Origin of the sequence: Geitlerinema sp. CS-897 (genome assembly GCF_028368005.1) — a bacterium.
In the GTDB taxonomy this organism is placed as follows: domain Bacteria; phylum Cyanobacteriota; class Cyanobacteriia; order Cyanobacteriales; family Geitlerinemataceae; genus Baaleninema; species Baaleninema simplex.
Window position 1 is genome coordinate 21679 of the sequence record NZ_JAQNCQ010000035.1, and the last position, 20926, is coordinate 42604.

A 20926-nucleotide genomic window follows, 5' to 3' on the forward strand; every position below is an offset into this window, starting at 1 on the left:
ATCGAACTTAAGATATTGGCTCTTGAAGTTTGGGAAGCGTGAAATAAAATGCCGCTCCTTCTCCAAGCTGGGAAACAACCCACATCCGTCCGCCGTGGCGCTCGATAATCCGCTTGCAAATCGCTAATCCAATTCCCGTACCGGGATATTCATCTCGGGTGTGGAGGCGTTGGAAAATCGAGAAAATACGATCGGCAAATTGTGGGTCGAGACCGATGCCGTTGTCGCGAATGGAAAACACCCAGGCGTTCCCTTCGTCTCGGGCGCTGGCGTGAATTTCTAAGGGGCGATCGCTGCGGAACTTGAGGGCGTTTCCTAGTAAGTTTTGAAAAACCTGCGTCAGTTGAGTTTCGTCGGCTTTCACGACGGGAAGGGTATCGTAAGACAGTCGCGCCCCCGTTTCTTCGATGCGACCGCGTAGGTTCATCTGTACTCGTTTTAACACGGTTTCGACGGAGACTTCCGTGAAGGGTTTTCCCCGAGATCCCACTCGCGAATAGGCTAACAAATCTTCAATCAGGCGCTGCATATGGGTGACGCCCTGCACGGCGAAATCGATGAATTCCTTGGCGTCATCGTCGAGGCGATCGCCGTAGCGCATTTCCAGTAACTGTACGTAACTCGATACCAAGTTTAGCGGTTCTTGGAGGTCGTGAGAGGCGACGTAGGCGAACTTTTCTAATTCTGCGTTCGATCGCTCCAGTTCTCGCGTTAATTTTGCCAGTTCTTCCGCTTGACGCAACACGATTTTAAAAATCGCGTCCCGCAAAGCCAGGGCTGCTTCCAGGGCACTCGATCGCCAGGGAAGGGATTTTCCGCGTACCAACTCTCGCCATTCTTTAAACGATCCCCGAGGGGACAGGCGTACCGTTCCATCGTCGTCCCGCGTTTCCTCGATCGCGTCGTAGGGATTTCCCGCCCAGCGTACCGTCTGTAAGGTTTCGGGGCGGAACCAGAGCAAATAATGACCCAGGTTTTGAGAAATCGCCACCGCTAAAATCCCGCTGGCCACGTTGCGGAAGTCCTTCGCTTGGGGAACCCACGACGACAAGCGATCGCTATAAAACAAATCCTGTTGGAAATGAGGCTCGAGCTGGGTGACGAGGTTGCGAATCTGGTCTTCAGAGGGGGTATCGCCCACCGTCTGACAAATTCCGTTGAGAAAAATCGCCGCCCCCGACGCTTTGACGATTCCCAGCAGAACGCTGGCGTTATCGGTCGCCCCCCGTACCCAGTCTTTCGCCTCGGACATGGCCTCGACCAATTGCGAGAGCTTGATTTGCGAGGAGACGCGATCGTCGTAGGCGCTGCGGTCTTCCTTGACGGACAGTTCGATGGAGGTGGTGCGAGCGACAAACTCGCAGGCGTCGCGGATTTCGGGGGACAGCTCGGTCGGTTCTCGATGGTGACAGGAAACCAACCCCCACAGGCGCTGTTGTTTCGTCAAAGACATTACCATCGTCGATCGACTTCCCATGTTTTCCAGATAAACTTGGTGACAGGGGACGACACCGCGCAGCCACGACCGACCTAAATCGAGGGGTTTGTCCGTTCCCTGGGGCGTCGGCGGGACGAGAGAGGCTTCCTCGGCGCGAACGTCGGGAATCCACCGCAGATAGTTCGCCGCGAAGAGGTGACGACAGGAACGGGTATCGGCGTCGGGGTAGTGGAGTCCCACGTAAGACTCGAGGTCGGGGTGTTTGGATTCGGCTATGACGCAACCGTGACCGTCTTCGTCGAATTGGTAGGCCATGACGCGATCGAATCCGGTGAGGTGGCGCACGGCGTTGACGGTGGTTTGACAGAGATCTTCGAGGGTGGCCGACTGTTGCAGTTGGCTGACGATCGATCGCACCTGTTGGTAAAAGCGAGAAAAATTCATCGATCGCCGGGTTCCGTTCGGCTCGAATTCCAAGACGATCAGTCCGTCATTGTTGCGGTGAACGCGCGTGTGATAGGTGCGGCGATCGTGGGGGTGAGAAATCTCGAAATCGAGAACGAGGGGGGTGTGAGGCGTCAGGTCTGGAAGTTCGCTGTAGAGGCGTTCGAGTTGAGCGGCGCTCAGCAGTTGGGAAAGGGGGTGTCCGACGACAGCGTCAGGTGAGAGTCCGAAAAACGGTGAGATCGCCTCGCTCACCTGTACGATCGTCGAGTTGGATTCGTCAACGACGACGAGGACGCCGTGAGATCCGACGCGATCGTAATGTTCGATCGGGGAGCTATCCTCGAGATCGATGTCGGAATACGAACGGGGATGGGGGGGATTGGGCGTTGAACTCACGCGAGCGATCGCTCCTCTGTCTACTTCACGTTACCTCGATACGTCCGAGCGACAAATCTAAGTCACTCCAATTGTACTCAAAAATATGTTTTTTCGATCGAAATTCTACTCGAGTGTAACGATATTAGCAAACAAGCTTTGAAGGCGATAAAATTTCGATCCTCTTAAATACAGTAAGTCTCCTTTCCCTAATAAATTGTTGGCTCGTGTTTTTTTAGAGCCTAAAATAATATCGGAATCGGCTTCGCTTGCCGTTCGCAATGCTACGCGACCCGGTAAGTTGGATCGAATAATTGGTGTTACCACTTGCGCCTCTGGTCTTTGCGTGGTGATAATCAAGTGAATTCCAGCAGCTCTTGCCATTGCGCCCAATCGTTTAATCGAATATTCAAGAGTTTTTGCCATTTCTTTATCTGCCATAAAATCGGCATATTCATCAAAAATGCAAACGATTGGTGGTTTAGGTTCTTTGCCTTTTTGTAATTGATATTGATTGTATTTCGGCAAATCTTTACAACCACTTGCTTCAAATTTTTGATAGCGAGATTCCATTTATTCGACCAACCCAGCCATCAATTCGATGGCGCGATCGCTATCTTTCACAACAGGCGATAACAGCCAGGGCATTTTCTCGAATTCCGGAAACGTCACCCGCTTCGGATCGACGAGAGCAATTTTCAAATGTTGGGGCGATCGACGCTGAATCAAACTCAACAACAGCGCCCGTAAAAACTCACTTTTTCCGCTTCCCGTCGTTCCCCCCACCAAGAAATGACAAGTATTCGGATCGGACAAATCCGCTTCGACAAGTTTTCCCTCTAAATTCACGCCGATCGCAATGCGAACTGGTGCCGTCGGCGGAAGCGTTTCCCGTCAGATATACTGCTCGAATAAGGCAAATTGGCGATCGCTTCGGGGTAAATCCACACTCACGAAACCCGCCTGGGGAGAAATCATCGGCGGCGACTCAATACCCAACTGCACCTGCAAATCGTCCGACAGTCTCAACAACGACGACACCTTCACCCCCAACTGAGGCTTCAACTTCACCCGTACAAACGAAGGCCCCACCGCCGAACCCCGATAAGAAACATCGACGCCAAAGGCGCGAAACACCTCCACAAGCCGCGTTCCCCATTCGTCCGCATCCGGTTCTGGTTGCGGTGGTGTCGATGTTGTTTCGGATGAGGGTTTCTCTGAAAACGTAGATGAAACCGTTGACGTAGAGTTCGATATATTTTCAGAGAAAGTCTTCCGCAAAACTTCAGAGTCTCTCGCCTCCTCCACTCCGAAATCGTTTTGACAAGATTGTTGCTGCGGACAAATTTCGCACAAATGGCGATTGGCCGTTTTCGTCGGGGAATTGGGGGAATCGAACTCCCAGCGCACCCACTCTCGCATCTCTTGTAACCGTTGAGGAAGGAAATTCCGAACCATCTCCCGCAGTTCCTCCCAGTCATAGCGATAGGCTTGGAACTGTGGAAGGACGCAATACACTGCCGCGTCGATGGGTTGTTGCTTCTGCTGGGGTAGCAAATCGGCGTACGATCCCACCTGTAACACTTGCGCTGAAGGATCGGCGGGCGATCGAATTTGCGACGGTTCAGTATAGTAGGATAAAAAGTAAGAGTAGAATCAAAACATTGGAGACAGCCCTCCTTGAACTTTCAACCCTCGCTGTGTCGTAACGAGAGCGAAGTCGAAAGTAAACTTATCGTTCAATATTTACTACCTCAACTCGGCTATCCTCCAAACACTTGGCATCAGGAGGTCGCGTTTGGTAGTATCCGTTTAGACTTTCTTGCCTTTGCCACCCAGGTCTTACCGTTCGTCCTCGATGCCAACTCTCCGCTCAGCGTTGTTTTTGAAGCGAAGAGTCCGCGAGAAAATTTAGATTCTCACGTTCGCAAACTACAGCGGTATCTGACTCAGTTGCAGGTTCGCTATGGTTTGTTGACAAATGGGAAAGAAATTCGTATCTACCATCGAAAGGGAAAGCGTACCGAATTAATTTTTCAATGTTTGGGCGACGAAGTGTCCGATCGAATCGATGAAATTCGTCAGCTAGTCGGTAGAGACAGTTTAAAGCATTACATTCCGCAAAAAGCGAAATTTTTGAGTTCTTCCGACCGAGAGCGATCGCAGACTTCCAAATTGAGTTTACCGGAAGACGAAAGCATTACAATAAAGCTGTCGAATTCGCGTCAAGATACGCTAGCTTCATCAGAAGCAAAACAGATAAATCAAGTTTCGAGGAAATATTTTGTGAAAATAATTGCCGTTTATCACAATAAAGGTGGAGTTGGAAAAACAACAACCGTTGTCAATCTTGCTGCCGCACTACGAAAACAAGGAAAACGAGTTTTAGTGGTCGATCTCGACAGTCAAGCCAACACGACATTTGCGGCTGGATTAGTCAAGTTTGACGACGAACAATTTGACGATATCAAAGATAGTAATATCTATCACGTGATCGATTCTAGAAGTAAATATTCTATCCCAGAAGTTGCTCGAACGAGCCAGTTTTGCGATCCGGAGTTCGATATTATTCCCGCTCATATTAGCTTGATGGAATACGAGCGAAAGCTAATTGAAATTGAGCCGGCCAAAAAGCGGTTGTATGATAAACTCAGAAAAATCGACGATCGCTATGATATTGTAATTATTGATACGCCACCCTCCTTAAACCTTTATGCTAGAATTGCGCTCATTACCGCTGACTATTTGATTATTCCATCAGACTTGAAACCTTTTGCTAATGAAGGTTTAAAAAATGTCAAAAACTTTATTGAAGATATTGACGAATTTCGTGGAATGCTTGGAAAATCGTCTTTAAATATTTTAGGAGTACTACCATCCAAAGTTTCAACTAATAAAAAATTCAGGGACTATACCTTACCACATCGAGAAAAAGTCATTCGAGAACGTTATGGTTTTGAACTGATGACCTCTCGCATTTTTGAACGAGAAGATTTAGCTAAGTCTGTTGACAACATGATGACAGTTGGCGATTTAGATATTCCAGATCCCAAATCGATTTTTGATTATAAGCCTGATTCTCAAGCTGCCGAAGAATTTGAAATTTTAGCTAACGAAGTAACGAGTAAAGTAGGATTATAATGAGCTTAGACTTAAGGACTTCTTTAGTTGATATTGCGAGCATCACCTCTACTACACCTCGATCTACATTTTCAGAATCAAAACTGGAAACTGTAGCCCGATCGATATTAAAATCTGGTGGTTTAGTCAAGCCAATAATTATCAAGCGTATTGGTCTCGACAGTTATCAAATAGTTGCAGGAGACTTTGAATATTATGCGTCATTGAAAGCCCAAGAAATCGACGACAATTTTGAAATGATTCGAGCCTTTATCGTCGATTCCGAACAAGAAAGCTTCGTCGTCGAACAAGCATCGGAGATTGCAAAACAGTATGAAATTAAAGCAATATCAGTTCCTTCATCTGAAGGGTCTAGCGAATTAGAATCTCGATTGTCTAATTTAGAGCTTAGGCTCGAACAATCTCTGAACGATATTCGTCGTGAAGTTTCTCAAGAGAGAACGCAAATTTTCGAGCGATTTCAAGGTCTGGAAAGCCAAATTTCTGAACCTATCGATCCATTACACGAATTGAATGTTTTGCCTTACGATAAAATCGCCATTCGTCTCAAACAGGCGAAAATTGCTAGAGCTGAAAAACTAGCAAAAACTATTTGTGAAGCTCGCAGTAAAAAATCTGATGGTCAATTTGAAAACTATCTGGATGTCGTCGAATCAGTCAAGGGACTCGGACAAAAGACAATTTTAAGTATTATTGACGACTGGTCATCGCGTCGCTAACGGAGGGTGCATCTCACTTTTGTAAAAATATAAGTGTAAAAATATAAGTCTGGAGTAGGTTGGACTTCGGCAACGCTGCCGTCCATGAGTGGAGCGATCGCGAAACCCAACCTACCTCAAACTGGGGCAAACCCGTGTTTGAGATTCGGATTCCGCATGAATCCTGCTATCGGCCAAAACCAGCCCCCCAGTATCTCGACGATACCGGGGGGCTTATCGCGTCTCTTCTGAAAACCGTCCGTTAACTGTCCGAATCTCCGCCGAGAATGCGAATTTCTCCCAAACTAAACTCCTCGAGTTTCAATGCTTTCGTCCCGCCTTTTTCCAAACGACCTAACAACGTCATCAGTTGATTCCACACCAACACCGCCGACAGCAGCGAAACCACCGCCGAAAAGCCGTAAGCAAAGCGATCGGGAATCGCAAAAAACAGCAACGCCGCCGACAAAAACCCCACCGCCGCGATCGCCATCCCAGTAAACGGGAACAACAACTGCAAACCGCGAAGCGACGCTAACAAGCGACTCGATCGCGATTTCGACCATTCCTTCAACGTGCCGACCAGCGTAACGTAGAACGTATAAGCACAGATCGCAGCCACCAACAAACTGACCGCCATCAAAAAATAGGGAGGATCGGAATAAAACATCGTCACAAACCGCCTAAATGCAAAATTGACCCAAAAAAATGGGAAAGACTCGCGAACTTTCCCAAGTTATACCTTAAACGGGCTTATGGTTGTTGAAAAGCAGCAAAAGCAGCCTCTGGAAACCAATCCGATGCGACCTCCGAGGCGCGACGCATAGAAAACTCCGAAATCGCTTCAACCGCCACATCCCATAATTTTTCCGGTTTCACGTCTTCTTTCACCAAATTCCAAAGACGCTGTACCTCTTCCGTGTGAAGGCGATCGTCTTCCGTCAACGCCAGTAACAACTGACGCCGCAAAAACTTCCCTTCGTCCGACAGCAAATATTGCAATCCCAGTTGCGCCGTGGGAACGATATCGAAATTTCCATCCGTTTGGGCGATTTGGATGAGGTTTTCCAACCGGTGCCATTGGAACTGTCCGTCTTTAAACAACACCTCCAACAAACGGCGACGTAACTGGGGCGATTCTCCCTGTAGCAAACGCTGTGCTAAATAAGGATAGCCAATATCGACGATTTTAAAACTGGGGTCGAGACTCAAGGCTAAACCTTCTTGAGTCACCACCGATCGAATAATTAACGCAAACTTCGCTGGAATTCGGAACGGATACTCGTACATCAATTCCGAAAAGCGATCGGTGACCGTCTTAATATTAAAGTCCCGAACGCTTTTCCCCAAAATGTCCCCGAGAACCTCTTCTAACGCCGGAACGATGGGGTGAATGTCTGTTTCCGGCGCGAGAAAGCCCAGTTTTACAAAATCTCGGGCGAGATCTTCATAATCCTTATTCAGCAGGTGAACTAAGGCATCGACGAGGGTTTCTTTCATCCATTCTTCGAGTTGATCCATCATCCCGAAGTCGATGTACGCCATTTGATTGTCTTTTGTGGCGAACAAGTTCCCAGGATGGGGATCGGCGTGGAAAAAACCATGTTCGAGTAGTTGTTGTAACCCGCTGGTGACGCCTACTTCAATAATGGCTTGGGGGTCGATTCCCGCCTGTTCTAAATTGGTGGTTTCCGTGAGTTTGTATCCGTGAATCCACTCGAGAACTAAAACCCGTTTACTGCAATAGCGCCAGTAAATATCGGGAACTTTGACGCGGGGATTGTTGCGAAAATTGTGGGCGAATTTTTCAGCGTTGTGACCTTCGTTGATATAATCGATTTCTTCAAATAGTTTCGTGCCGAATTCATCGACTACTAAAACTAAATCGTGACCTAAATTTAACGGTAAAAATCGATCGATCCAAGTGGCCGCCCAGCGAATCAGATATAAATCTCGGGTAAGAATGGGGAGGAGATTGGGACGTTGAACCTTCACCGCCACTTCTTCCCCACTGTGGAGACGGGCGCGGTACACTTGTGCCAAACTGGCCGCTGCGATGGGAGAGGGAGAGAGTTCTCGGAAAATCTCTTCTGGCGTCAAATCTAAATCCGCTTCGATAATGCGTAATGCGGTGTTGTTATCAAACGGCGGAAGTTGGTCTTGAAGTTTGACGAGTTCTTCGAGAAAGTCTTTACGGATTAAATCCGGTCGCGTCGAGAGGGCTTGGCCGACTTTGATAAACGTCGGGCCGAGATGGGTGAGGGTTTCTCGCAGTTGCTTGGCGCGTTTGGCTTTGTTACGCTCGGGGCGATCGAACCATTCATCGAATTTCAAGCCCAGGAAAAATCCAGCCAAGAGCCAGAGAACCACGATCGCACGCCAAACCGCTTCCCAGGGACGACGCTGGAAGTAACGGGCGATTGCTTTGGCGTTGTAGCACCGTAACTCAGCTAAAGGGTGAGGATTCACGCTAACTTTTGCCTCTTTCAGAACGAACGACGGTAGGGAACTTTGGGACGAAACTCGCGTTGCTTTAGACTTTCTTTAGACTAAGGACTTTAGAGATCGATATGACAGTTCCTTAACTAAAGTATACAAAACTACAGAATCTTTGGAGTCGAAATAAACCTCGACGCCCGCCGGTCAAACTCTCAAATTCCCCGAGATCCCTATTGCTGTAGATTCGCGACTTCGCTAGGATCGCAACCATCTCGCGTCGTTTCTCGAGCGATCCCCACTGAGATTTCTGTCATGTTTTCCGTCCCGTTCGATCGCGGCGAACTCGTTGCGGTTCTCAGCATCAACCTGTTCCTTTCCCTCGGAGGATTCGTCTTGGCCGGCTCTCTCTGGCAAGTGCGATCGCGCCTGTCCCAATTGGCCGACACGCTATCTGAGGTCGAACGTCACGCCGCCGAAAATTTGCCCCGAGTTCCCGACCTCCTGCGCGATCGACAACAGCAAATCGTCCAGGCCCGCGATCGCTACCATCGCCTCCTCCACACCCTTTCTCTATTCCAACAACTCCTACAGCTCAGTCTTTGGCTGCTGCGCCTGACACGCCAAAATAACCGTTTCAACCCCTTCACCGAGTCTCCCAATCGATAGACTCCCAAACGTCCAGGGAGAGAAAAGCCACGTACAATAAGGATCGAGACTCATTCGATCGAAACCCATGCCGAACAACCGAACAGGCGCGTTTATCGGGGGAGTGTTACTCGGTGGCGTCGTCGGCGCTGTCACCGGCGTATTACTCGCACCGCGATCGGGACGCGAAACGCGAAAACTCCTGAAAAAATCCGCTCGAGCCATGCCCGAACTCGCCGAAGACCTGACCTCCAACGTGCAACTGCAAGCCGATCGCCTTTCCGAATCTGCCCTGCGGAACTGGGAAGATACCCTGACGAGACTGCGCGAGGCTGTATCCGCCGGAATCGCCGCTTCCCAAGCGGCTGCTCGAGACGACGAATCTGAGACGTCCGAGCCTCCCGCAGACTCCCCAAACTCCCAACCCTCCGTCCTCAGCGATCGATCGACCTAACCTCAAACCCGTGACCGAACCCGTTTTTTGGCTAGGACTATCCCTGGGAATAGTCGCCTTCAGTCTCGTGGCTGTGACTCTGACTTTAATTCCCGCCGTCCGCGAACTCCAACGCGCCGCCAACAGCATTGAAAAACTCGCCGATACCCTCTCGCGAGAACTGCCCCCCACCCTCGAAGTCTTTCGCTCGACCGGATTAGAAATTGGCGAACTGACCGACGAGGTGAGTACGGGGGTTAAAAGCGCTGGCGAAGTCGTCGGTCACGTCAACCAGAGCGTCTCGAGCGTCAAGCAGCAAACTCAGCGCGTGCGCGGAACGACGCGGGGTTTTGTCGCCGGTGTCAAAGCTGCATGGCAAGTATGGCAACGTGGAGAGCATCCCGCGACCCGCAGCGAACCGTCGGTCTCCTCTTCCTCCCCGATCTCGTTTGCTGAAAAACCTGAAGACACGCAAAACGGCAATTCCAAAGCCGTCTCCGAACCCGAGACGCCGATGGTAGATGAGGAGATAAGGTGAAAGGGGGATAAGTGCGTGAGTGGGGAACAGATGCGGGCTACGGTTCACTCTCCACTGTTGGCAGCTCACTGCAAAAGCGGCTCGTACGGAATCCGATCTCAATGCTTCGGCTCTCTTGGTGCACGTACGCTCAGCGGCTCGACTGAGGCTTCGACGGTGAGCGCTCAGAGTTGAGTCCGAGCGGAGTCGAGGACTCAAATACGGGTTTTGCCCAACTTGACAAGCCCCTCTATCCCCCCAACCCCCCTTTGAAAGGGGGGCTAAGGGGGGATGTCGTGAAGACTTCTTGAAAGCCAACAAAAGCGGTTTGTGACGACGGTTCACTTTCCCTACGGTTTACTTTCGCATCTTGCAAACTGTCCTGAAAACCGTTATCAACTATCAATTATCAATTATTCTCATGCCTTCTCGATCGCGTCTCGTCCGAAAGCGCAAACCCCAATCGCTCTGGTTTGAAAAACTTATGGCGATCGTCGCCATTCTCGACGTAGGCTTCGTTCTTTTCGATCTCAGTTACGTTCCCTGGCGAGATTTCTATTACCGTTACTTGCCCGCAGCGTTCCACGAAACTTACGACAAAATCAAAGGTATCGAACCCCATCGCGATACCCAACAATATCTCGAACTCGTCGATAACCTCGAAGAACAAGTCGCTGCGACCGGCGTTCAGTCTTCCCAAGTCGAGCCGATCCTCGAAGAACTGAGACAGCAAAGCGTGGCCACTATCGACGAAAACCCGTTTCAAATTGCCAATAAAACCGGAACTCTCGAAAAAATCAAAAACGAAATGCGCGATCGCATGGAGGAAGAATCCGCCAAAGATGCGTTTCGTCAGTTTTGGAATCAAAACCATCTTACCCCATCGAATTGGCGCCAAGAAATCGCGTTTTTTAACGAAGAAATTGCTCCGAGAATGGAGACGAATTACTATCGTTCTCTCAGCGTTCGCGGTACGTTTACCGATCGCTTTTGGGCGATCGACATTTGGTTTATCGGCTTGTTCGGCATAGAATTTATTGCCCGAACTTGGCTGATTTCCAGACGAGTGGGTATGCCCTGGAAAGAAGCGTGGCTGTTGCGGTGGTACGATATCTTTTGGCTGATTCCATTTTCAGGATTGGGCGTTCCCCTGCTCGGATTGTTGCGGATAATTCCCCTGATCTTTCGCCTCGATCGATCCGAACTGGTCAACCTCAAACCCATCCGCGCTCAAATCAATCAAGGAATCGTCGCCGCTCTCGCGGGAGAAATTACTGAAACCGTCGTCATTCGCATTATCGACCAGTTACAGAACGCCATCGAAGAAGACGCGATCGCCGACTTTCTCCACTCTCCAAGACGACAATACATCGACCTCAACGATATCGACGAAATCGAAGTCTTATCGAACCGCTTCTTGCATTTGAGCGTATACGAAGTGCTGCCGCGCATCAAGCCCGATCTCGAAGCCTTGTTGCACCACAGCCTCACCGTGGGGTTGAAAGGAACGGCGTTTTATACCAGCATTCAAAGCGTTCCCGGCTTGAAAGACGCCCCCGATCGCATCGTCAAAGAACTCGTCGAACAGACGACCGATACCCTGTACGGTCTCGTCCGAGGGGCGATCGAAGATCCCGTCGGTGCCAAACTGTTCGAGCGCCTCGTCCATAAATTCACCGAAGCCTTGGGCAGCGAAGTGGGAAAACCCGATAATATCGATGAAATCCAAGTTTTACTGTCCGATTTCCTCGAAGAAGTTAAAATCAACTACGTGCGGCGATCGGAAATCGAAGACGTTGAAGTCATCATTCAAGAAAGCAAGCGACTGCGGGAAGCCGCACAGAAATAGACGATGGGTCGACGGCATGATGGGAACTCTCCCCCTCTCCCCCTCTCCCCTGCTCCCCTGCTTCCCCTACTCCCCTACTCCCCATCACTGTTGCGGAAAAATTTTTGATAAGCTAGAACTGCTTGTGGGCTTACCCGGCCTTTTCAATTGAGATACCTCGGCCAGTTCGGCGCAGTGGAGATCGAGCTGCGAAACTAACGGCGTCCGGGCCAGACCCCAGGTATTCGATAACCCAGACGGTCGGGCATACCACAGACGCTCGGTGGAAGAACGTCGAAAGATCACCAGCGATCCGATCGTCTTCCTTTGGCCAGTTTGGCACGTCGAAGGAATCCCTCGGCCTCGAGATTAGAAACCTCTCGAAGTCGCCGAAATTTGGTGAAGTGGGTGCGTACCCACTTTTTTTGTTGCAGTTCGCTTTATGACCCATCCCCCGATCCCCAAAATTTTAGAATTGGCAACCCCTGTCGCCGCAGATTTAGGCTTAGAACTCGTCGGGGCGGTTTTCCAAACAAACCAGCGCCCTCCGGTGTTGCGTGTCGATATCCGCAATCCCGACGGCGATACGAGTCTCGACAACTGCGAAGCCATGAGTCGCGCCCTCGAAGCCGCTCTAGACGCTAGCGATGTCATTCCCGACGCTTACGTGCTAGAAATTTCAAGTCCCGGTTTGTCCGATACCTTGACCAGCGATCGAGACTTCGTCGCCTTCAAAGGATTTTCCGTGACCGTCACGACCACCAAACCGTACAAAGGTCAAACCTCATGGAACGGCCAGCTCGTGAGTCGAGACGCAACCCACGTCAAGCTCAGTTGTAAAGGCCGGATCCTATCCGTTCCGCGAGAAGCGATCGCCTCAGTTCGTCTCGACTGACGCGGCGCTCCCCCCGTAGAACCCGTTCGCAAACATCCGTGCGTTAACGAAGGTTAACGTTCGATACCAAGCACCTTACCAACCTGGAGGAGATCGACTATGTCTATGGTTAGCTTGCCCGGACTGGCAGATATGATCGACAACATCAGTCAAGAGCGTAACCTGCCCAAACCCGCCGTTCAAGCCGCACTGCGAGAAGCCCTTCTCAAAGGCTACGAACGCTATCGCCGCACCCAACGCCTCGACGGAACGCAATTTGACGATACCTATTTCGACAACGTCGAAGTGGAACTCGACATCGAAGAAGAAGGCTTTCGCGTCTTAGCCACCAAAACCATCGTCGAAGAAGTCAGCGTTTCCGATCGCGAAATTTCCCTCAAAGAAGTCCGAGAAGTCGCCGCCGAAGCCCAACTCGGCGATACCGTCGTTCTCGACGTGACCCCCGAACGGGACGATTTCGGGCGCATGGCCGCCATTCAAACCAAACAAGTCCTCGCCCAAAAACTGCGAGACCAACAGCGAAAACTCATTCAAGAAGAATTTCAAGACCTCGAAGGCGAAATCTTACAAGCTCGGGTCTTGCGCTTCGAGCGTCAATCGGCCATCGTCGCCGTCAGCAGCGGTTTCGGCCGTCCCGAAGTCGAAGCCGAACTGTCCAAACGCGAACAACTTCCCAACGACAACTACCGCGCCAACGCGACGTTTAAAGTACTGCTCAAGCGAGTTTGCGAAGGCCCCCATCGCGGCCCCCAACTGCAAGTCTCTCGAGCGGACGCAGGACTCGTGGTGTACCTGTTCGAGAACGAAGTTCCCGAAATCGAAGACGAAGTCGTACGGATCGTTGCCGTGGCCAGAGAGGCCAATCCTCCCTCTCGTTATGTCGGACCGCGAACCAAAATCGCCGTCGATACCCTCGAGCGAGATGTCGATCCCGTTGGAGCTTGCATCGGCGCTCGGGGATCGCGCATTCAAGTCGTGGTCAACGAACTGCGCGGCGAGAAAATCGACGTGATTCGCTGGTCGCCCGATCCCGCGACGTACATCGCCAACGCCCTATCTCCGGCTCGCGTCGACGAAGTGCGCCTCGTCGATCCCGAAGCCCGACAAGCTCACGTCCTCGTTCCTGAAAACCAACTGAGCCTGGCGATCGGCAAAGAAGGACAAAACGTGCGCTTGGCGGCACGGTTGACAGGATGGAAAATCGATATTAAAGATACGGCCAAGTACCTACGCGACCTCGAAGCGTCTCGAGACACGACCCCGGAAGCCGACGAACCCTCCGAGCCTGAAGCCGTTGCGGTCGTCGACGCCCCCGAGGAAGACGAGAACGTTACGGAAGTCGCCGCACCGACTTCTAGTCCCGAAACTGAGGAAGAATATAAAGAAACACTGACGAACTCTCAAACATGAAACCCAACGTTCGGCGGTGTATAAGTTGTGGAAAAGTCGCCCCCAAAGATGCCTTTTGGCGGGTCGTCAGAGTCCATCCATCCCATCAGTTACAATTAGATCGAGGGATGGGGCGATCGGCGTATATTTGTCCCCGAGCCGATTGCCTAAAAACCGCCCAAAAAAAGAACCGACTCGGACGCACGCTCAGAGCCAGTGTACCCCCATCGGTTTACTCGACCCTTTGGCAGCGTCTGTCAGAAATACGGGAACGACGTCCGCCCAACACCGACGAATCACAAGACGAATCCACCATTCGCCAGGGACAAGCAAATGATGACATAAGAGGTTAGATTGGATGAACAACGGCAAAGTTAGACTGTACGATTTATCTCGGGAGTTAAACGTAGACAACAAACAGATACTGGCGTTTTGCGATCGACTCGACATTGCCTATAAAAGCCATAGTAGTACCATCACAGAGGCAGACGCCGATCGCATTCGCCAAGCGGCCCGAAATGCCGTTGTCACTGCGCCGCCCCCCCGTCAACCCAAATCCCCCCCCAAACCGAATCGCAAAAAGCAGCAAATCTTGAAAATCGAGCACAAACCGCGTAACGCCCAATCTGTCGAGTCGGACGACATCGAGCGACCGGCTGTTAGCGCCACTCCCTCCAACAAGGTAACGCCTGAATTGGTTGACAAACCCGTGCGACCTCAATCGCCTTCGTCCCCCAACGACGCCAACGCACCCGCCGCATCCGAGGCAGAGGTATCTGCGCCGCCCCAGCATCCGAGCCAACCGGCCGAAGATCTCGAAACGAGCGCTTCAGAGCCGTCTTCAGACACCCCTTCAGAGCTTTCAGCGCCGTCAGACAACGAGGCAGACGTACCGAAACTCATCGGTCCGCCGCCGCGGCCGCAGCCTCCCAAACCCAAGGTGGAAAAACCCACTCCCGCTCGCAACAGTGGGACAGAGTCCTCTCGGCCTCGCAAACGGATCGAGAAACCGCAACCCCCTCAAGACCAAGAAGCGGCGACGCCGCCGAAGCCCAAAGTGAAGCCGTCGAAACCGGCGGTCAAAAAAGAGGGCGAGGACGATACAGAACCCAAACGACCCGTTCCCAAACTCAAACGTCCGCCGGAACTGGTGCGGCTGAACGCTAAAGCCAACGCGGACGACAGCGAAGCGATCGACGAGGAAACCCAAGCTAAGGGCAAGGACGATAGCGTCAATGAGGAAGACGAGGTCGATACCCTGACCCTCAAGCGTCCGAAACCCCCTCGCAAAGCGAAAGCGAAAAAACGCCGCAGCGACGAGGAGGAAACAACAGAGTTTGTCGAAAAACCCAGTAAAGCTCCCAAATCGAAGCGTCGCAGCCGTCCCATTGACGACGACGACGACGATTTCGAGGCCGACCTGCACGACAGTAGCCAAGGCGCTGTCGAAGTCAGTCGCTCGATCGCCCGCCCGCCCAAACCGCCGAAAACCAAATCGGAAAGCCGGCCGACCCCCGGAGCGCGCAAACGACCGACGCCATCTCGCGGGGGCAGTGACAGTGGCTCGGGGCGCAGCCAGCGACGCGATCGCCGCGAACGGACGGTCAAGCCAGAACGTCCCTCGGAAGTCGAACTGACGAGCAGTTTGACGGTGCGAGAACTGGCCGACGTGCTGTGCGTTCCCGAAACGGAAATCGTCAAACGGCTTTTCATGCAAGGTCTGGCTGTCAACATCACTCAAACCCTAGACATTCCCACCGCTAGCATGGTGGCCGAAGAACTCGGCATCGACGTCAGCACCCCCGAAGCTCAATCGGAAGCTCGCAAAATCACTGAAATGCTCGATGCGGCGGATTTGGAAAACCTCCAATTACGTCCGCCGGTCGTCACGATTATGGGTCACGTCGACCACGGGAAAACGACCCTGCTCGACTCGATCCGCAAAACCAAGGTGGCTCAAGGGGAAGCCGGAGGCATTACCCAACACACCGGAGCGTATCACGTGGACGTGGAACGGGACGGTCAGATCCAACAGATCGTTTTCCTCGATACGCCGGGTCACGAAGCTTTTACAGCGATGCGGGCTCGAGGCGCTCGCGTGACGGACATTGCCATTCTGGTGGTGGCTGCCGACGACGGCGTGCAACCGCAAACCCTCGAAGCCATCAGCCATGCTAAAGCGGCAGGCGTCCCAATAGTGGTGGCCGTCAACAAGATCGACAAAGAAGAGGCTAACCCCGATCGCGTCAAACAAGAGCTGATGGAACACAATCTCGTTCCCGTCGAATGGGGCGGTGATTGTGAAATGGTGGAAGTGAGCGCCATTAGCGGCGACAACCTGGATACCTTGCTCGAAACGCTCTTGCTCGTAGCTGAAATTGAAGAACTTTCAGCCAACCCCGATCGCCCCGCGAAAGGAACGGTCATCGAAGCGCACTTGGATAAATCTCGCGGTCCGGTGGCGACGCTGCTGGTTCAAAACGGAACGCTGCGTGTCGGCGACGTTCTCGTGGCGGGTTCTGTCTTCGGTAAAGTTCGCGCTACGATCGACGATCGCGGCAATCGCGTCGAAGAAGCTAAACCGTCCTTCGCGGTAGAAGTGTTGGGGATGAGCGACGTTCCTGACGCCGGGGACGAATTCGAGGTCTTCACCAACGAAAAAGAAGCTCGGGCTGAAGCCGACCGACGCAACGAAGAGAAACGCCAGTCTCGTTTGCAGCAGACCATGGCCTCTCGCCGCGTTACCCTCAACAGCCTCTCGGCTCGCGCCAGCGAAGGGGAACTCAAGGAACTCAACTTGGTTCTCAAAGCCGACGTACAGGGATCGGTCGAAGCGATTCTCGGCGCGTTGAACCAACTCCCCCAAGACGAGGTTCAATTGCGGGTGTTGTTAGCAGCCCCCGGTGAAGTGACTGAAACGGACATCGACTTAGCAGCCGCCAGTAGCGCCGTCATTCTCGGATTTAACACCACCCTCGCCAGCGGCGCCCGTCAAGCTGCCGATCGCGAAGGGGTAGACGTTCGTGAGTACAGCGTGATTTACAAGCTGCTCGACGATATTGAAGGGGCGATGGAAGGTCTCCTCGAACCCGAACTCGTCGAGGAAGAACTCGGTCAGGCCGAAGTTCGCGCCATCTTCCCCTCCGGACGCGGTCAAGTGGCAGGATGCTACGTGCTATCCGGTCAAGTGGTTCGCAACAGCAAGGTTCGGGTTCTGCGCGGCGGAAACGTGGTTCACGAAGGCATTCTCGACTCCTTGCGCCGGATTCGCGACGACGTTAAGGAAGTCAACAGCGGTTACGAGTGCGGTATCCGACTCGATAACTTCAACAACTGGAGTGAAGGCGATGTTATCTACGCCTACCGCATGGCAACCAAGCGTCGAACGCTGTCGTCGTCTTCGTCGTCCCGCTAGCCGCTAAGGGACTGTCAACGATAAGAGGCGCGCTCGGTCGCGTCTCTTATTCGTTTGGCGTTTCCCGCCAGATTTGGCAGCAATCTCGAAGTCAGTGTTAGACTGAAAATTAACAGAGCGAAACAATTAGCGTTCCAAGTGAGGTGCAATATGGCGAGTTCTGCATCGGCCTATAACGGTTCTGCATCGACGACTCCCAACGGCGAACGCCAAACTCGGGTTTGGGAAAACCTGAAAACTGCGATCGCCGCCAGTTCTGGATTCCAACGCTGGAAACTCGAGCGGCAAGAACGCCGTTCCTTCGACCGACAAAATCTCGATCGCCAAGTTTGCGATTACCTGCGCGAAACTCTGGAAACTCTAGCGTACTAACCGATCCGGGATCGACTGACGGCGATGCACGGGTGGCGATCGACTGCGAACCCCTCGGTAGCGTTCCCCCGGCTTCGCCCGTTCCCCACGACACTCGATCTGAATATATCGCTCCGATCGGTCTCGCCCCGAAATTCGTCCGAGGGGTCGATCGCTACACTCGAATTCCCCGGACTTTAAGAACTTCTCAAGTTAACAGCACGAAATCAGTTGTTGGGCGATCGTACCTCGACCCCGACAGTCAACGGCGATCGAGGCAGCGATCGCACCCCACACAGCCTCTGCTAATACCGATCGCCTCTTACAGAGAATCACCTTTGACGTGTTGCACCTCAATAACCGTGTGGACGTTACCGCGTGGGGAAAAATCGGCTTTTAAACGAACTTCCAAGGGATCGCAAGCGGCCACGAAATCGTCGAGAATTTGATTGGCCGATTCCTCGTGAGAGATATAGCGATCGCGGTAGCTGTTGATATACAGTTTGATCGCCTTTAATTCCACCACGCGCTCGTCGGGAACGTAAGTAATCTCGATCGTGGCAAAATCGGGATATCCCGAAAACGGACACTTACAAGTGAACTCCGGTAGCGTTATTTGAATCTCGTAGCGGCGTCCGACGCGAGGATTGGGAAACGTAATGAGTTTGCCCTCTTGAATTTCCCGTTCGCCATATTTGACCTCGGTTGCCGTTTCAGCCGTCTCGTTCTCCGAAATACTGTTCGAGACTGAATGCAAATCGCTCATATATGCTTGACCTTCCCTTTAGTGAATCAGTGAATCTCAAAAATCGCATGGCTCGAACTCCGAAAAAGAGTTTCGATTTCCACCATTTTGGGGCATAGTTAAAAAACGAGGGGCTGGAACCGAAGAATCCAACCCATCAAGTGGGCAACGCGCACCGACTCAACCTATCTAGATTAGCAAGCTACCCATGCAACATCCAAACCCCTACGGTTCGGGCAGTCCCAACGGACAGAACCCCTCTGTGCCTTTAACGGTGTATCGCGAACTCGCTGCCGAACTTCAAGCCACCCAAGCGATGCTGGACTCCCTTCACCTACAAAACCAGCAACTGACGCGGGAAAATCAGTCTCTGAGCCAACACAACCAACAACTGCAATCTGAGGTGGCAAAAGTCGTCAACTCGACACTCCACATGAAAAAAGTAGCTGACGCTTTAAAATCTCAACCTCACCTCACGTCTCATGTCAATTCAGAACGGGTCTCTCCACCCCGTTCGCCTCGCACTCAGAGTAGCGATCGCCCGCGCGAAACCTTTGCTCGTCCAGCCGTCACGCGCCCGGACAAAAGCTCCGATTTGCCCCCCGTGTATCCCAACTCGCCTCACGTTCCACAGTCGATGGAAGACCCGTCTCTGTCAAGCTCGTTTTCAGACTCGGAGTTCGATCCGAGCGCGAACGTTTTTGGGGAAGATTTCTCCGATCGAGGAGGACTTTGGTTGTTAGCGGGAATTGCGGCGATCGTGGTGACGGCATTTGGAGCGGGTTATTGGCTCGTTCGTCCGCTGCTCGATCGCCAACCCTCGCAAATTCAACCGCAACAACTCCAACCCCCCTTTGACAGCGAACAGTGAACAGTCGTAGGGTGCGTGACTTGAAAAATCGGGTGTCGATCCTGAGAGCGATCTATCTGTCACGCACCGCCAACGTACACCGCCAACATACAAGGGTGCGTGACTTGAAAAATCGGGTGTCGATCCTGAGAGCGATCGCTCTGTCACGCACCGCCAACGTACACCGCTGACCAATGAAAAAAGTTGGATGTAGACTTTGACGTTGCCTTTTTGCGTCAAGCACCGACGCCATCTCATCATCTCTTTATCGAGAAACGTGCGATCGCGTCGGCGTAAAGCGAACTGGAATGTGGGTTTCGGCCTGAATTCGCGCGGCAATTTTCTCTAATACCTCGAACGGAACCTGTTTGAGAACGCGCACTTCGTAGGGGCGACTGGCCGCCTCAGAATGATTGCCTCGCGTTTCTAAGTGCGGCGTTACGGGTTTCGGACGAGTGGGCGTGTTCAGTTGAATGGCATCGGGTCGTAACAGATTCATCAAGCGTATGTATTCCGCCTGTTGTTCTTCGCTCCACTGCGACAGCAGCATAGTTTGGATTTCGAGAATCCCGGTGTAATCTTGACGGAGTTCCTGCAACCCCGCCCAGATACTCTGCCAGTTAATGCCAAACACCGGGCGATCGATGCGTTGGAGATCGGCCGGAAAAACAGCGTCGAATTTTGCTGCGACGCGATCGGCTTTCGACAGAGCCTGTCGAACTTCGAGATCGCCGAGTAACGTCGCGTTGGTTAACACGACAATGGATTTTCGCGTGAGCTGTTCGACCGCCACGATCGCCTCTTCTAAATTGAGTGCGAGCGTCGGTTCGCCGTTACCGCTAAACGTAATGACATCGACATCCCACGGCGCAAAGGCTTGTAAATCTTCCAGTACCTTTTCCGTCGGAACGAAAACTTGACGTTGGGCAGTTCGCACTTGGATTTCCCCAAGCTGACAGTAAGCGCAGTTGAAACTACAGGTAGACACCGGGCCGATAAGGTCGATACCCAGGGATTTACCATAACGCCAAGATGTAACAGGACCGTAAACAGAGATAAAATCGTCGGACATGGGTAACTTGTAGGGTAACGGCGAGTCTCGGGCAGCAGTAGACGAACGACAACGAGTTTAAAAGAGAGCTATTAGACGAAAATGTAGATATGGAAAAACTGAGGGTCGAAATAGGGTTTGCTGAAAAAGTTATCAAAAGCTGGGGGTGGAAAATGAACAAGAAGCCGTCTTGCTCAAGGTATAAATCTGAATTGACTTAACTCGTCCACTTTATAAGTTACAATAATATTTCTCGACAAAATTATGAA

Annotated in this window: 17 protein-coding genes and 1 pseudogene; 12 read left to right on the plus strand and 6 right to left on the minus strand. The window is 52.0% G+C overall.

What is annotated here, in order from left to right:
- Nucleotides 1-7: 7 nt before the first annotated feature.
- Together POG22_RS01760 and POG22_RS01765 are read right to left on the minus strand one after the other, a co-directional pair.
- Complete coding sequence (locus POG22_RS01760; protein WP_498903260.1) at nucleotides 8-2281, minus strand: ATP-binding protein; 2274 nt, start codon at nucleotides 2279-2281, stop codon at nucleotides 8-10.
- A 105-nt stretch (nucleotides 2282-2386) separates the two neighbouring features.
- Nucleotides 2387-3865: pseudogene (locus tag POG22_RS01765) on the minus strand (DNA translocase FtsK); the annotation flags it as partial.
- 75 nt (nucleotides 3866-3940) lie between these two features.
- On the opposite strand from POG22_RS01765, the gene POG22_RS01770 reads away from it, so the two are divergent.
- Nucleotides 3941-5401 (plus strand): AAA family ATPase, encoded by a 1461-nt coding sequence (locus POG22_RS01770; protein ID WP_063716797.1) that lies wholly within the window; start codon nucleotides 3941-3943, stop codon nucleotides 5399-5401.
- Nucleotides 5401-6120, plus strand: a complete 720-nt coding sequence (locus tag POG22_RS01775) for a ParB N-terminal domain-containing protein (RefSeq protein WP_498903261.1) — start codon at nucleotides 5401-5403, stop codon at nucleotides 6118-6120. The genes POG22_RS01770 and POG22_RS01775 overlap by 1 nt, the downstream gene beginning before the upstream one ends.
- 241 nt (nucleotides 6121-6361) lie before the next feature.
- Here the strand turns inward: POG22_RS01775 and POG22_RS01780 are convergent, their stop codons facing one another.
- Together POG22_RS01780 and POG22_RS01785 are read right to left on the minus strand one after the other, a co-directional pair.
- Nucleotides 6362-6769, minus strand: a complete 408-nt coding sequence (locus tag POG22_RS01780; RefSeq protein ID WP_498903263.1) for a hypothetical protein — start codon at nucleotides 6767-6769, stop codon at nucleotides 6362-6364.
- Between the two features lie 83 nt (nucleotides 6770-6852).
- Nucleotides 6853-8568 carry an ABC1 kinase family protein gene (locus POG22_RS01785; RefSeq protein WP_498903265.1) on the minus strand — a complete coding sequence of 572 codons (1716 nt, stop codon included), beginning with the start codon at nucleotides 8566-8568 and terminating at the stop codon, nucleotides 6853-6855.
- 282 nt (nucleotides 8569-8850) lie between these two features.
- Between POG22_RS01785 and POG22_RS01790 the strand changes: the two genes are divergently transcribed.
- The 9 genes from POG22_RS01790 to POG22_RS01830 all read left to right on the plus strand — a co-directional run bounded on the left by POG22_RS01790 (nucleotide 8851) and on the right by POG22_RS01830 (nucleotide 18032).
- Nucleotides 8851-9204: a hypothetical protein gene (locus POG22_RS01790; RefSeq protein ID WP_498903267.1), complete on the plus strand. Its 354-nt coding sequence runs from the start codon at nucleotides 8851-8853 to the stop codon at nucleotides 9202-9204.
- A gap of 67 nt (nucleotides 9205-9271) precedes the next feature.
- Nucleotides 9272-9637: a YtxH domain-containing protein gene (locus POG22_RS01795; protein WP_498903269.1), complete on the plus strand. Its 366-nt coding sequence runs from the start codon at nucleotides 9272-9274 to the stop codon at nucleotides 9635-9637.
- A 10-nt stretch (nucleotides 9638-9647) separates the two neighbouring features.
- A complete protein-coding gene (locus tag POG22_RS01800) occupies nucleotides 9648-10154 on the plus strand; it encodes a DUF948 domain-containing protein (protein WP_498903271.1) in 507 nt (168 codons plus the stop codon).
- A 400-nt stretch (nucleotides 10155-10554) separates the two neighbouring features.
- Nucleotides 10555-11982, plus strand: a complete 1428-nt coding sequence (locus POG22_RS01805; protein ID WP_498903273.1) for a hypothetical protein — start codon at nucleotides 10555-10557, stop codon at nucleotides 11980-11982.
- Nucleotides 11983-12403: 421 nt separating this feature from the next.
- Nucleotides 12404-12856: a ribosome maturation factor RimP gene (gene rimP, locus POG22_RS01810; protein WP_498903275.1), complete on the plus strand. Its 453-nt coding sequence runs from the start codon at nucleotides 12404-12406 to the stop codon at nucleotides 12854-12856.
- A gap of 99 nt (nucleotides 12857-12955) precedes the next feature.
- Entirely contained in the window at nucleotides 12956-14266 is a 1311-nt protein-coding gene (nusA, locus tag POG22_RS01815; RefSeq protein ID WP_498903277.1) for a transcription termination factor NusA, read from the plus strand.
- The gene (locus tag POG22_RS01820) at nucleotides 14263-14598 is read left to right on the plus strand and encodes a YlxR family protein (protein WP_498903279.1); all 336 of its coding nucleotides are present in this window, start codon (nucleotides 14263-14265) and stop codon (nucleotides 14596-14598) included. Before nusA ends, POG22_RS01820 begins: the two co-directional genes overlap by 4 nt.
- A 5-nt stretch (nucleotides 14599-14603) precedes the next feature.
- On the plus strand, nucleotides 14604-17660 hold the full coding sequence (infB, locus tag POG22_RS01825) for a translation initiation factor IF-2 (protein WP_498903281.1): 3057 nt from the start codon (nucleotides 14604-14606) through the stop codon (nucleotides 17658-17660).
- Between the two features lie 150 nt (nucleotides 17661-17810).
- On the plus strand, nucleotides 17811-18032 hold the full coding sequence (locus POG22_RS01830; RefSeq protein ID WP_017659344.1) for a hypothetical protein: 222 nt from the start codon (nucleotides 17811-17813) through the stop codon (nucleotides 18030-18032).
- Nucleotides 18033-18333: 301 nt separating this feature from the next.
- On the opposite strand, the gene queF is transcribed toward POG22_RS01830, so the two are convergent.
- Entirely contained in the window at nucleotides 18334-18777 is a 444-nt protein-coding gene (gene queF, locus POG22_RS01835; protein ID WP_063717542.1) for a preQ(1) synthase, read from the minus strand.
- A gap of 187 nt (nucleotides 18778-18964) precedes the next feature.
- On the opposite strand from queF, the gene POG22_RS01840 reads away from it, so the two are divergent.
- Complete coding sequence (locus POG22_RS01840; protein WP_063717543.1) at nucleotides 18965-19627, plus strand: hypothetical protein; 663 nt, start codon at nucleotides 18965-18967, stop codon at nucleotides 19625-19627.
- A 244-nt stretch (nucleotides 19628-19871) separates the two neighbouring features.
- Here the strand turns inward: POG22_RS01840 and POG22_RS01845 are convergent, their stop codons facing one another.
- On the minus strand, nucleotides 19872-20678 hold the full coding sequence (locus POG22_RS01845) for a radical SAM protein (protein ID WP_026097435.1): 807 nt from the start codon (nucleotides 20676-20678) through the stop codon (nucleotides 19872-19874).
- Between the last annotated feature and the right edge of the window lie 248 nt (nucleotides 20679-20926).

Bases quoted from the DNA above. Each gene is read 5' to 3' on its own strand.
- POG22_RS01805 (WP_498903273.1), top strand. From the start codon at position 10,555: ATGCCTTCTCGATCGCGTCTCGTCCGAAAGCGCAAACCCCAATCGCTC.
- POG22_RS01845 (WP_026097435.1), bottom strand. From the start codon at position 20,678: ATGTCCGACGATTTTATCTCTGTTTACGGTCCTGTTACATCTTGGCGT.
- nusA (WP_498903277.1), top strand. From the start codon at position 12,956: ATGTCTATGGTTAGCTTGCCCGGACTGGCAGATATGATCGACAACATC.
- infB (WP_498903281.1), top strand. From the start codon at position 14,604: ATGAACAACGGCAAAGTTAGACTGTACGATTTATCTCGGGAGTTAAAC.
- POG22_RS01775 (WP_498903261.1), top strand. From the start codon at position 5,401: ATGAGCTTAGACTTAAGGACTTCTTTAGTTGATATTGCGAGCATCACC.
- POG22_RS01780 (WP_498903263.1), bottom strand. From the start codon at position 6,769: ATGTTTTATTCCGATCCTCCCTATTTTTTGATGGCGGTCAGTTTGTTG.
- rimP (WP_498903275.1), top strand. From the start codon at position 12,404: ATGACCCATCCCCCGATCCCCAAAATTTTAGAATTGGCAACCCCTGTC.
- queF (WP_063717542.1), bottom strand. From the start codon at position 18,777: ATGAGCGATTTGCATTCAGTCTCGAACAGTATTTCGGAGAACGAGACG.
- POG22_RS01790 (WP_498903267.1), top strand. From the start codon at position 8,851: ATGTTTTCCGTCCCGTTCGATCGCGGCGAACTCGTTGCGGTTCTCAGC.
- POG22_RS01795 (WP_498903269.1), top strand. From the start codon at position 9,272: ATGCCGAACAACCGAACAGGCGCGTTTATCGGGGGAGTGTTACTCGGT.
- POG22_RS01840 (WP_063717543.1), top strand. From the start codon at position 18,965: ATGCAACATCCAAACCCCTACGGTTCGGGCAGTCCCAACGGACAGAAC.
- POG22_RS01830 (WP_017659344.1), top strand. From the start codon at position 17,811: ATGGCGAGTTCTGCATCGGCCTATAACGGTTCTGCATCGACGACTCCC.
- POG22_RS01820 (WP_498903279.1), top strand. From the start codon at position 14,263: ATGAAACCCAACGTTCGGCGGTGTATAAGTTGTGGAAAAGTCGCCCCC.